We start from the raw sequence: 12,297 nt of genomic DNA, 5'->3' as shown, positions 1-12,297 counted from the left end.
ACGCTATGGTCGAGTGATTTTGCCGCGCGAAATGAAAGACTTCCGATGACAACTGCGATCGATACGCTGTCAAACATTTATCTTGTCCGCTATGGCACCGTGCCGGAAGTTGCTCGATTCATCAATGATTCGATTGAACTGCCCACCCGCGGAGCGTGCGTGGTTGTGCAAACTGATCGCGGGTTGCAGATTGGAACAGTGCTCGAGCGTCTCAAGCCGCAGGTCGATCCCGCGAAAGATTCCGAGACGGAATTCCGATTGGTACGCGTGGCGACGGATGACGATCTGACAACGGCACGTGAATCCACTCGCGACTGTGAAGAATCGTTTGCGTTGTGGTGTGCGCGAATCACTCAGTGGAATCTGAATCTTGAGCTAATCGATCTGGAACGGACGCTCGACACGCAAAAGCTGATTCTGTACGTCCTGTGCGATCGCGGCCCCGATTCGACAAAACTGGCGCTCCAGGCTGCCGCCGGCGGATTTGGTGTTGTTGAAGTGCAGCCCGTCGCATCGACGGGCCTCGTCACGCTGCCGCAATCATCCTGCGGCAGCGGAGGAGGCGGATGTGGGTGCAGTCATTGATCTGCGGACCGTCCGCTGAAACAGGGGGAAGGCGCTTCGCGCGGCACTGTGAGCGTCTGACAGAGATCGCGCTTTCGCGAAGCAATCCCTGTTTCAACAAGATGCTGCAGGCGTGAACGTGCATCACCTGCAGCGTCACGCTACGGCTACTTCTTCAATTTCTTGTCAAAGTAATCGAACAAGGCTTTGTCGGCCTTCTCGACATCGGCACCTTTGAAACCGTGCCCGGCTCCTTCGAGAGTCAGCAGTTCGGCGTCAACCGTCGCGGCTTTCAACTTGTCGACCAGCCAGACGGCTTGTTCATGTGCGACATACTTGTCCTCGGTGCCATGAATGCACAGCGTGGGGGCGGAGGCGGGGGTGACCCAATAGAGCGGGCTTCCCTGAATGTGCAGTGCGCGCTTGGTTTCCAGATTGCCACCGAACCAAAGGGGCAGAACTTCGTGCGCGTCGACGCTTTTGCCATAGGACTGCGTGAAGTCGCTGGGGCCGTAAACATTCACGACGCACGCCACGGTGCTTGATTGGTCGGCATTTCCGCCGTTCCCTTCAAATTCGGGAACATGTGCGGTGACGGCGAGAAACTGCGCCAGGTGTCCACCTGCGGATCCCCCGGTGACGCCGATGCGGGCGGGGTCGACGTTGTAGGTCTTTGCGTTGGCACGCATCCAGCGGACGGCGGCCTTCGTATCATGCACGGCCGCGGGAAACTGATACTTCGGGGCAAGGCGGTATGTGATCGTCGCGGCAACGTATCCACGTTCTGCAAGACGTAGACACAAGCCATCGTAACCGTCCCGTTTCCCCGCGCGGAACCCACCGCCATGAATGCAGATGACGGCAGGGAAGGGGCCGTTGCCGGACTTTGGGCGAGCCAGATTCAGTTGAAGATGCTGGTCATCGGGATTCGTGTATTCGATTCCTTCCGTCCAGGTGACGGTCTCGGGAACGGGGGGAGCCGCCATGGCGGTGGCTCCGCAGGCGAGCAGGGCGGTCAGGGCCAATGTGGGAATCAGTCGTTTCAAAGCCATTCTCCTCCAGTGTCGGTCATGAATTGAACAGGGGATCCGGCGGGCAGCTTAGCAAACCGTTCCGCGGAACTCTGCCGAATGCGACCGACGCGTGAAATTGGGCCGCTGAATGCCGAGCGAAAACAGAGGCGTTTCGCGGCTTGAAAATCTCGTTTTCGGGAATGTTGTTCCGAGACACGATGACGATCGTGATCAGGCTCGACAGCCGCGAAACTTCCGAGCAGAATGGCACAAAGGCGAGGTTTGGAAGAAGAATTCGCGACTCGTCAGGATTCGGTCGCTGCACCGTGTTTTTCTGGAGAGACTTGTCGATGACCGCGCACGCTCACATTGATCACGTTGATGCAGCACATTCCGGTCACGGCGAAGATCCTCGTCTGGCCGCAGCGTTGGCTCTCAAGTTTGAGCCCTCAGAGCTGCACGAGTTCGAGATGGCCGACAAAGCGGCAGGGCAGATGATGGGAAAGCTTCTGGCATTCCTGTTCTGTGTTTTGGTGGTCCTGATGGCCGGTGTGAATATCTGGATGATTGATAACAAATCCAAGGGCAATGACCCTCAGGCTCCCGTCGGGGGTAGTGCCCATCCGGCCGCACACGCCGCCGCCGCTGCGCCGCACGCAAAGCACTGATTTTCTTGTGCCGGTTCCGTCGTTCTTGAATTTGCGGATCTTTGCCTGTCGGCTGGAAACGCTCGCGGAGAAGCAGGCCAAAGAGCCCGCGGTCGCTGCGCGCAGGAACCCATCAGAACTTCGTGGCTGTCCCGCTAAATTTGCGGTTCACCCAACAGACGTTCGCGTGCGATCTCGGCCCAGGGGCCTCGCTGATCGAATTCGAGATACGCTCGCCAGTGTTCGGCGGCCTCGTCGCTTCGATCAAGCTGCTCAAGCACACCCGCCAGATGGAAGTGGGCATCCGGGTACTCTGGATGCAGGTCGAGTGCGATTTGGAATGCATCTTTTGCGGAGGCGGGGTCGCCGGTTTCGGCCAACACACATCCTAGTTGCGTCCAGGCTTCTAGAAAATTGTGGTCCAGTTCGACCGCCACATGGTATCGCTCGATGGCTCCATCCCGCTTGTGCTGACGATACAAGGCATCCGCCAGATGGAAGTGATACATCGGATTCAGCGGCTCGTTAATAATCGCCAGTCGCAGCGCTTCGATCGCGGACGAGAGTTCGTTGGCGTCGGTGAGCCGGCATCCCTCATGAAACCAGTCTTCGGATGTCCATCGTGCCCGATCGATCGTTTCGTCAGACAGGGAAGGGCGCATGGGAATCGTGTCCGGGCTTTCATCCTCGGCGGCGGCTGCCGGAGGATCAAAATCGAAAAGACGTTGTCCGGTCGGCTCAAGCAGGCCCGATTCATCGCGAAAGACGAGGCGATTGCTGCCGCGGGCCAGGATCTCAAGCTGTTCAACGGGGCGGACGACATTGGGTAAGAGCGAATGGAGCCGTTCCAGGCTGGCCGCAATCTGATCGACGCGCACTCCCGACGCGGCCAGTTCGCACAGGCGTCGTGCGGTAGCGACCTCTTCGAACTGAAAGTAGGGCAGTCGAAAGACTTTCTTGACCGACTTGATCAGACCCGCGCGTTCCCATCGACGGATTTCATGAACCGGAATATTCAGCAACTGACAAAGCATGGCGGGGGTATAAAGCTGGTGTGATCGACGTTCCGGTGGTTCGACGCCCAGCAGCTTCAGCCATTCAGACTCGGAAAAAATCTGGATTGGTTCGCCTTTGTCGTGTAGCTGTCTGGCATGCTCCAACTTGGAGGATGGTAACCCGTCTGGTTCAAGTGGCCAGCCTTCTTCGCCCACAACCAGCACGGTTGTGATCTGGCCGACGTGCTGCATCGCGATGCCGCCGTGTTGTTCGACAAGTTCCATGGCCTGACGATGCGTCATGGAGGCCAGCGTGCCCGTGAACGCGACGCGTTCGCCCTGAAGGATCGGCGAACTTTGAAGTGACGTTGTCAAGTCAATCGGCAGGTCTGTCATGACGGGTCGCAGGTGTGAGAGTGGCGGGTCAGGGGGCTGGGCGATTATAACCTAGATGAATGCATTCTGCCCTTCGGTCGAGGAATTGGGATGAAGTGGCATCCCTCCGAAGCGGTCCATCATGCATCAGAGCCTGTTGAAATAACGGGAACCGGTTCCGTCGTGGCTTAAAAACGTTATGACCGTCAAAGTGACGTGGAGCTTGTCCCCGTTATTTCAATGAGTGAACAAGACGTCGGCTGGATGCCGACGCGATTCGGCGATGACAGCTTGTTTTTGCCGAATGTCGTCGTCTCCCCGCTAGTGAGCGGGATGGGTGGTGTTCAAACCTCCACGACCTTGCCGATGTCATCAAACGACTCTTTTGGAGCCTGAAGAACATGTCCGCCTTGCGATCCGCTGATCCCGCTCTCTGGTCCGCTCTACAAAGCGAACAGCAGCGCCAGCATGATGGTCTCGAACTGATCGCCTCTGAAAACTACACCAGTGCCGCGATCTTGGAAGCCGCAGGCACGGTGCTGACGAACAAGTATGCCGAAGGCTATCCCGGTCGCCGCTACTACGGCGGATGTGAATATGTGGATGTGATCGAAACCCTTGCGATCGATCGTGCCAAGCAATTGTTTGGCGCTCAGCATGTGAACGTTCAGCCACACGCCGGTTCACAAGCGAATATGGCCATCTATCAAACGGTGCTGAAGCCGGGTGATACATTCCTGGCGATGAATCTGGCGATGGGTGGGCACCTGACCCACGGGATGGCGCTGAACTTTTCCGGTCAACTGTACCGGCCGATCGCGTACGGCGTGCGGGAAAGCGATCATCGAATTGATTTCGACCAGGTGGCTCAATTGGCTCGCGAACATAAGCCGAAGCTGATCGTCGCGGGGGCCAGTGCCTATCCGCGTGAAATCGATCATGCCAAGTTTGCGGAGATCGCGCGCGAAGTCGGGGCCAAGCTGTGGGTGGATATGGCTCACTATGCCGGGCTTGTGGCTGCCGGAATCCACAACAGCCCTGTGCCCGTTGCGGACTTTGTCACCAGCACGTCGCACAAGACCTTGCGCGGCCCTCGATCGGGTTTCATTCTCTGCCAGGAACAGTACGCGAAGGAAATCGATAAGGCGGTATTCCCCGGATTGCAGGGGGGGCCGCTGATGCACATCATCGCCGCGAAGGCGATCTGTTTCCAAGAAGCGGCGCAGCCCTCGTTCAAAGACTACGGCAAGCAAATCGTTGCGAATGCCCAAACTTTGGCCGAAGTGCTCATGGCCGGTGGTGTGAAGCTGGCCAGCGGTGGAACCGATAACCACTTGATGCTGTGCGATGTGACGACGATTGGTCTGACCGGAAAAATCGCCGAGAAAGCACTCGATCACGCCGGGATCACCGTCAACAAGAACATGATTCCTTACGATCAGCGTAAGGCACTTGATCCGAGCGGGATTCGAATCGGAACTGCCGCACTGACGACACGCGGCATGCGACAGGGCGAAATGAAGAAGGTTGGGGCGTGGATCCTGCGCGTCTTGAAGGCCCCCGAGGATACCAGTGTCATCGAACAGGTGAAGGGCGAAATTCGCGAATTCGCGAAGGCGTTCCCGGTTCCCGGTATTGCCTGATCGTTCACGCGCGAACGATGCGTCGAGCAAAGCGAAAGCCCCACCGAGATGATCTCGTGTGGGGCTTATGCTTTTGTGTCACGAGGCCCGAAGCGATTACTTCTTCGACTTCTTCTCTTGCTTGGCCTGTCGCTTTTCTTTCAATGTCATCGTTGGTTTCTTTTGGACTTCTTTTCGTCCCTTATCTTTCTTGCCTGATTCACCCATGTGATTTCTCCAGTTGCGGAAGGGGAAGTTGGACTTGCAGCAATGTGTCAACGGGAAGGGCGGTGTTCATGCTGCCAGAACGAAAGCCTTCGAGATCGAGTGTAATAAAACGGAAGCCCAGGCGACGCAGTTCGGTCTGAATTTGCTGCCGAATCGCAGGGGTGACCAGCAGGGTAATGGCTTCTTGCGGGACTTCGATGCGGGCAAGCTCATTCGCTTCGCAACGGACACGCAGTTCTCGCAGGTTGGTGAGTTGTTTCAAGAACAGCTCTGCCTGATCAATGCGCCGGACTCGTTCCGGCGTCACTTCGATTCCGTATGCAATGCGACTCGACAGGCAGGGGGTTGCAGGCTTATCCCACACGGGAAGGTCCCAGATCCGCGCCAGTTCACGCACATCGTCTTTGGTGAACTCGGCTTCAATCAACGGTGAACGCACTTCAAACTCGTTGGCGGCTTTCATCCCCGGTCGGTAGTCGCCGCGATCATCAAGGTTCGCACCGTTGACGAGCACGTCAACACCCAGGGTGGGGGCCAGTTCGATCAGACGCGCGTAAAGCTCTGACTTGCAAAAGTAACAGCGATTGACGGGATTCTTCAGGTAGTTGGGATCAGCGAATTCTTGCGTCGAAAGCACGACGTGCCGAATGCCAATTCGTTCCGCGAGAGTTTTGGCTTCTTCGATCTCACCCGTCGCCAGGCTCAGGCTGACGGCCGTGACCGCGACGGCATCGACACCGCAGGCCAACTGAGCCGCCATGGCCACAACCGTGCTGTCGACACCGGCAGAATACGCAACCGCGACGCGACCGTAACCCGCGAGGATTTGCAGCAGATGGTCGCGTTTTCGTTCGATATCCCTGTGAGCGGAAGGCATGTTATTCAAAACCGATGAAATGGCATTCAAGGAGACTGTATGAGGTAATCTTAGACGAATTCGCCTGGAAGCGTATCGGTTTCTTTTCGAAGTCACAATCCGTCGGTTGCGACGCTTGTGAGGCTTCGCGATTCCTGGTCGAGTCTGTCGTTCGCGCGGGGGTTAGGGTACAATCGGATTGAGCCGGTGGATTCGCGGTATCGTGTTCGGTCTCGTCGCACAAATGAGCTGGGCAGGGTGCAGTTGACAGACTGTCGGCAATCGCGCTCGGTCAGTCGCAACCGCTTGATCGGTCGCTTCGAATGCCTTCCGTGGATGGAATTCCAATGCGCCAGCACGTTTTCTCTGCCTGCGTGGTATGGCTGATCGTCGCCGGGGTTTGGGTGTCGCCCGCCTCCGCGGCCACCTTGACGGCTCCTCAACGAAAAGAGCTGAACGAGATTGGGGCCGAGGCCTCGAAGATCGCATCTCTTGTTTCCAAGAAGAAGTTCGACGAGGCATCGTCTGCCATCGAAGCGGCCGAGGCTCGTCTTTCCAAATTCGCCAACAACGCAGGATTGAAAGAGACGGACACGGCGCTGAAGCCGGTGCGAACCAAGCTGGATAAGGTCAAAAAGCAGCTGGCAAAGGTCCTGGAGAAGTCGGAAGCCACGTTTGAAAAGAGTGTCGCTTCGATCTTTGCAGCGAAGTGCGTGGAATGCCATTCGGAAGACCGCAAGGGAGGTTTTCGGCTGGATACCTTTGAAGGTTTGGAGCGCGGCGGTGCCAGCGGGCAAGTGATCCAGCCCGGGGAAAGTGATTCTAGTTTGTTGATGGCCCGCCTGTTGACGCCGAACGACGAGCAGCGGATGCCATACGGGCGTGAGCCCCTTTCCGAGAATGAAATTCGTGCGATCGGAAACTGGATCTCGGAAGGTGCGAATTTCGACGGAGACAAGTCCGCCTCGATGGCGACGCTCGTCAAATCCGCTGCCAATCCCAAGTCAAAAACCGCGGGAAAGAAAGCGGGTATCACAAAAGAAAAGGGGACCGAGACGGTCCATTTTATGAAGGATTTGATGCCCGAGTTGGTCGACACTTGTGGTCGCTGTCACAACGACACCGCCAAACGCAGTGGCTTCTCAGTCATGTCGTTCGAAAAATTGATGAAGGGCGGTGACAGCGGCGCGGTCATCGTGGCGGGAAGTTTGGACGACAGTCGCCTGTGGCGTCTGGTGAACGGCGATGAAACACCCGTGATGCCAGCTGGCAATCAAACGGGGATCACTCGCAAATGGCACGAGAATCTGAAGACCTGGATTCAAGAGGGAGCCACATTCGACGGGCCTGACCCCAAGAAGAATTTTCCGTCGCGTGAAGAACGTGAAGCGGCGGCATTGTCGCAGTTTACTCCGGCGCAGTGGCTCGAGAAGCGAAAGAAGACCTCGGACGAAGAGTGGAAAAAGACCTTTCCAAATGTTGAACCGAATCGGCTCGAATCCAGCGAGTTTCTGCTGTACGGCGATGTTGATGCCGGGCGATTGCAACAGGTCGAGAAATGGGCCACCGAACAGGCGGTGTACCTGCGGCAGACATTCAAGATCAAGGATGATCCGCTGTGGCGAGGCAAGCTGACAATCTTTGTGTTTAAAGAACGATTTGGATATGAAGAGTTTAATAATTCGGTTCACCGGCGCGAGGTTCCGCGTGAGGTGATCGGGCACTCGCAGGTCAACGCCACCTTGGAAGACGCCTTTGTCGCCGTGCAGGATGTCGGTGATTCAACCTCAGAACGCATGCCGGGGATGCACCTGAATCTGATCGAACAAGTCACGGGAGCGTTCTTAAAGCGAGGAGGGCGACTGCCTGACTGGCTTGTTCAGGGAGCGGGGCTTTCGTTTGCCCGTGCAAAACTTGCTAGTAACCCCTACCTCGCTGGGTTGCCGCGATCTGCCGCCAAGATTCTCCAGGAATCGAACCTGACAGAGCCCGAGGCGATTTTTGCGGACGGCACATTCTCGCCCGATGAAGTCAGCCCCGTCGGATTCACGCTGGTTGAGTTTCTCTTGAAGCGCGGGCAACTCAACACGTTCACGCAACTCGTTCAGAAGATTCAATCGGGGACCGCTCCCGCCGAAGCCATGAAGTTCGTCTATCGAACAGATCTCAATACGCTGGCGCTCGCGTACGCGAATTCATTGCCGACCGCCGCAACGAAAAAGGGAAAGAAGTAACCTGATCCCGCCTGAACATCGACGGCCGCAACGGTCTGGCAGTATCATGCGTTCGCTTCGCCTCGATCTTGGATCGAGCACCCTTTCCACCTTTTAAAAGCTTTGTTCGCCAGCATGCCTGATGTTGTCATTATTGGTGGGGGTGTGATTGGCCTGTCGATCGCCTGGGAATTGACTGGCCATGGTCTCAGCGTGCGAGTGCTGGAACGAGGTGGCATTGGGCAGGAGGCCAGCTGGGCAGGCGCGGGAATGCTTCCGCCCGGCAATTTGAAACAAGCCCAGACATCCGAAGCACGCTTACGTGGCGCCGCTCATCAGCTTTGGCCGAAATGGTCCGAAGCACTGACGTCATTTTCGGGCCTCGACAATCAATTTGTCCGATGCGGCGGTTTGGAAGTCTGTTTCGACGCGTCGAATTCGGAATATCGCACGGGACTCGCCGGTCTGCGATCAGAAGGCGTTGCGATCGACAGCGATGATCTTGCCGAAATCAGAAAATCGTTCCCACAAATTGGCGCCGATGTCGCGGCGGGATACTGGCTGCCAGAGTTCTGCCAGGTCCGCAATCCTCGCCATGTAAAAACGCTTCAAATCGCGTGTGCCATGCGGGGCGTGGAATTGGTCGCTGGATCTCCCGTTCATCGAATCGAAACCGACGGCGAACGGATCGTTGCGGTACACGCCGGAATGGAAAGGCACCAGGCCGCCGAATTCGTGGTTGCTGGCGGTTCCTGGTCTGGTCAATTGCTCGAACAGGTTGGGGTTCATCTGGCGATTGAACCCCTGAAGGGGCAAATCGTCCTTCTGAAGTGTACGCCGCTGCCGTTTCGGTCGGTCATCCAGGCTGGGCGGGAATATCTGGTGCCTCGACTCGACGGCCGGATCTTGATTGGTTCGACGGAAGAACACGCCGGTTTCGATAAGCGGAGTACGGCGCAGGCCGTCAGCGATCTGATTCAGTTCGCCCAGCGCGTCGTTCCGAGCCTGCGGGAGGCGGAGGTGGAGCGTTGCTGGGCGGGGCTTCGGCCATATTCCGGGATCGGCCGTCCGTATATTGGGCGGTTGCCGCAGTTTCGAAACGGATCCGTGGCGGCAGGACACTTCCGTTACGGTTTGCACCTGTCGCCGATCACAGCCGTGCTGATGCGTCAGGTTCTGCTCGGGCAAAAAATCGATTTGCCAGGCGAGTGCCAGGTGCCCAGTGGCGGGTCAACGTCGGGGCCAATCTGACGATTGCGGATCGAGGTGGAAGTCGGGGTCTAGAAGGCAAACAGGAGTGCCATCAATGCGAGCGGTCGTGCAGCGAGTCTCTCGCGCCAAAGTGACGGTTGCAGGCGAGGTTGTGGGAGAGATCGAGCGAGGTCTACTCGTCTTGCTGGGTGTGTCTGAAGATGACACGCAGGATGATGCTAGCTACCTCGCCGAGAAGATTGTCTCGCTCCGCATCTTTCCGGACGACGACGAAAAGATGAACCGATCGCTCCTGGATGTTGCCGGGCGAATGCTGGTCGTCAGCCAGTTCACCTTGTACGGCGATTGTCGCAAAGGGCGTCGGCCAAGTTTCATCAAAGCAGCCAGGCCGGAACAGGCCGACAATCTCTATCGGATTTTCGTCGCCGAAGTTCAGGGACGCGGCGTGCCAACGGCCACGGGACGGTTTCAAACGCACATGGATGTTGAGCTGGTGAACGACGGCCCGGTGACGCTTTTGGTCGACAGTCGGAAAGAGTTTTGAGTTCGTGATCGATGATCCTGATGTCGACGACCTGATGCGTCAAAACGGACATCAAGATCGACCCGCAGCAGATGGATCGGACAAAGGGATCCCGTGGCTTCCTGACGCAAATGCGGAGATCCAATTCCGTCGGCTCGTCGCGGTGGATTCACCAATATCACGTATGGACCAAAATCTGTCGCCTCTGTAAAATAGGCCTTTTCCTACCGATAAAAGAAACATAACAGACATTATCGGACGTTCGTGTGTGGTGGGAAATGGGCTCGGTTTCTCTCGTGATGATGCTGCGGGTGTTTGCTGACGCCTGGGCTGCAAGGCCGCTGATGGCCGTTCGACGCCGATGGGCCACATCGGATTCCATTCGCTGCAGGCCTTCAGAATGGTGCCCGCTCTGAGAGCAGATTCAGGGCAGCCAGAATCAACGAGGCTGGCGTCGCTCCGCGGTTCGATTGCTGACACAATCCGCGAGCTTGGGGCGAGCGAGTTCAGTCGTTCAGGATGACCCGTCGTGGTCGCCCATGTCGTTGTCCCGGCGATCACGGACTGGGGCGAATTCAATCTCGCGTTTGGCGCTTGTCGGCTCTTTTGGCGGGACTCGAATCGCAGCGCCGCAATCGCGGATCTGCGGCATCTGGACTCGACGGATTCACTGCCGCTCAGGTCGTGCTCGTGACGGCGTTGGCGGCGGGTTCGTCGACAACGATCAGTTCTTCGAACTCACCGATTCGGCGGAACTTTTGATAGCGGCGTTCGAGCAGTTCTTCGCGTGGAAGGTTCTCGAGCGATTTGATATTTCGCAGGATCGTCTGCTTGAGTGTAATCGCCATCGCTCGGTGATCGCGATGTGCCGCTCCGAGCGGCTCTTGGATGACTTCGTCGACGATGCCAAACTGAAGCAAATCGCGGCCGGTGAATTTGAGTGCCTTCGCAGCCTGGTCGGCGAACTTCACGCTCTTCCACAAAATTCCGGCGCAGCCTTCGGGGCTGATCACGGAATAGTACGCGAACTGTAGAATCCCGACGTAGTCGCCAATCCCCAGTCCGAGTGCCCCGCCCGAACCCCCTTCTCCGATCACGATACAAATGATCGGAACCGGCAGCATCGACATCTCGCGCAGATTGACGGCGATCGTGTAGGCCTGGCCGCGTTCTTCCGCGCCAATCCCCGGGTAGGCTCCTGGCGTATCGATCAAGCAGACGATCGGCAGGTTGAATTTCGCCGCGAGCTCCATCTTTTGGAGTGCTTTGCGATATCCTTCGGGGTGAGCACAGCCATACAGGCACTCGTTGCGTTCCTGCAGATTACGTCCTTTGTGCTGACCGATCAGGAGCACTTTACAGTCATCGAGTTTCGCGAAACCGACGTTGATCGCCCGGTCGTCGCCGAAGGCTCGATCTCCGTGAAGTTCGATGAATTCGTCGCAGACGAGTTCGATGTAGTCACGCGCCTGAGGGCGATCCTGGTGCCGAGCGACCTGAACCGTCTGCCACGCGTCCAGATTCTCGAAGACCTCGCGTTTCATTTTCGCGATCTCAACCCGCATGTTTCGGATCGATTCGAGCGTCGTCGGAGTCGGGCCTGGCTGGGCCTCAAGCGTCGCGAGTTGTTCTTCTAATTGTACGATTGGCCGCTCGAACGGCAGCACGTATTGAGGCTTCATGAATGTCGCCCGCCCAAACCGGAATTCAATGCATCGTATGGTGGATCGCGGTATCGTGGACGACGCAGGTGGAAAAAGCACGACGATCGAAGCACAGCGAGAATTCGCCAAGTCTTCCGCAGCCGTTTTGAATTTCCATGCTCATCCAACAAGATTTCCGGGAGAAACGCTCTCCGTTGGCAGATCGAGTCGAAGCGTTTTCACCCTTCGATTCGATCTGACTGATCTGACCCGCGCAAGCCGTTTCTATAGCAGATCAGAGCACATCCGGCAAATCGGTCATGAAGTCCAGGTCCTTGGCAGGCTCGGCTGGCGGGGTTGGTTTTGCCGCTGGGCGAACGGGTGCCTGCGCCGCCGGTTTTGCGGG

The 12,297-nt window shown here is 57.2% G+C and carries 10 protein-coding genes; 6 read left to right on the top strand and 4 right to left on the bottom strand.

Annotated elements, in window-relative coordinates; genetic code table 11:
* Window positions 1-45 precede the first annotated feature (45 nt).
* A complete protein-coding gene (locus OSO_RS0130100) occupies window positions 46-585 on the top strand; it encodes a PSP1 C-terminal domain-containing protein (protein WP_010586658.1) in 540 nt (179 codons plus the stop codon).
* A gap of 146 nt (window positions 586-731) precedes the next feature.
* Here OSO_RS0130100 and OSO_RS0130095 read toward each other — a convergent pair whose 3' ends face one another.
* Window positions 732-1,616, bottom strand: coding sequence for an alpha/beta hydrolase (locus OSO_RS0130095; protein WP_010586657.1), 885 nt, complete (start codon window positions 1,614-1,616; stop codon window positions 732-734).
* A gap of 311 nt (window positions 1,617-1,927) precedes the next feature.
* On the opposite strand from OSO_RS0130095, the gene OSO_RS0130085 reads away from it, so the two are divergent.
* Window positions 1,928-2,245, top strand: coding sequence for a hypothetical protein (locus tag OSO_RS0130085; RefSeq protein ID WP_010586655.1), 318 nt, complete (start codon window positions 1,928-1,930; stop codon window positions 2,243-2,245).
* Window positions 2,246-2,379: 134 nt separating this feature from the next.
* Here the strand turns inward: OSO_RS0130085 and OSO_RS0130080 are convergent, their stop codons facing one another.
* Complete coding sequence (locus tag OSO_RS0130080) at window positions 2,380-3,615, bottom strand: tetratricopeptide repeat protein (protein WP_010586654.1); 1,236 nt, start codon at window positions 3,613-3,615, stop codon at window positions 2,380-2,382.
* A gap of 380 nt (window positions 3,616-3,995) precedes the next feature.
* Between OSO_RS0130080 and OSO_RS0130070 the strand changes: the two genes are divergently transcribed.
* Window positions 3,996-5,237 (top strand): serine hydroxymethyltransferase, encoded by a 1,242-nt coding sequence (locus OSO_RS0130070; protein ID WP_010586653.1) that lies wholly within the window; start codon window positions 3,996-3,998, stop codon window positions 5,235-5,237.
* 199 nt (window positions 5,238-5,436) lie between these two features.
* On the opposite strand, the gene larE is transcribed toward OSO_RS0130070, so the two are convergent.
* A complete protein-coding gene (gene larE, locus OSO_RS45760) occupies window positions 5,437-6,321 on the bottom strand; it encodes an ATP-dependent sacrificial sulfur transferase LarE (protein ID WP_010586652.1) in 885 nt (294 codons plus the stop codon).
* 326 nt (window positions 6,322-6,647) lie between these two features.
* Between larE and OSO_RS0130055 the strand changes: the two genes are divergently transcribed.
* The 3 genes from OSO_RS0130055 (at window position 6,648) to dtd (ending at window position 10,269) form a co-directional block, all read left to right on the top strand.
* A complete protein-coding gene (locus OSO_RS0130055; RefSeq protein ID WP_010586651.1) occupies window positions 6,648-8,534 on the top strand; it encodes a c-type cytochrome domain-containing protein in 1,887 nt (628 codons plus the stop codon).
* A gap of 114 nt (window positions 8,535-8,648) precedes the next feature.
* A complete protein-coding gene (thiO, locus tag OSO_RS45755) occupies window positions 8,649-9,764 on the top strand; it encodes a glycine oxidase ThiO (protein WP_010586650.1) in 1,116 nt (371 codons plus the stop codon).
* 55 nt (window positions 9,765-9,819) lie between these two features.
* Window positions 9,820-10,269 carry a D-aminoacyl-tRNA deacylase gene (gene dtd / locus OSO_RS0130045; protein WP_010586649.1) on the top strand — a complete coding sequence of 150 codons (450 nt, stop codon included), beginning with the start codon at window positions 9,820-9,822 and terminating at the stop codon, window positions 10,267-10,269.
* A gap of 656 nt (window positions 10,270-10,925) precedes the next feature.
* Here the strand turns inward: dtd and OSO_RS0130030 are convergent.
* Complete coding sequence (locus tag OSO_RS0130030) at window positions 10,926-11,930, bottom strand: acetyl-CoA carboxylase carboxyltransferase subunit alpha (RefSeq protein ID WP_010586647.1); 1,005 nt, start codon at window positions 11,928-11,930, stop codon at window positions 10,926-10,928.
* Between the last annotated feature and the right edge of the window lie 367 nt (window positions 11,931-12,297).

The organism is Schlesneria paludicola DSM 18645 (genome assembly GCF_000255655.1).
In the GTDB taxonomy this organism is placed as follows: Bacteria; Planctomycetota; Planctomycetia; order Planctomycetales; family Planctomycetaceae; genus Schlesneria; species Schlesneria paludicola.
This window is presented reverse-complemented; position numbering and strand designations above follow the sequence as displayed.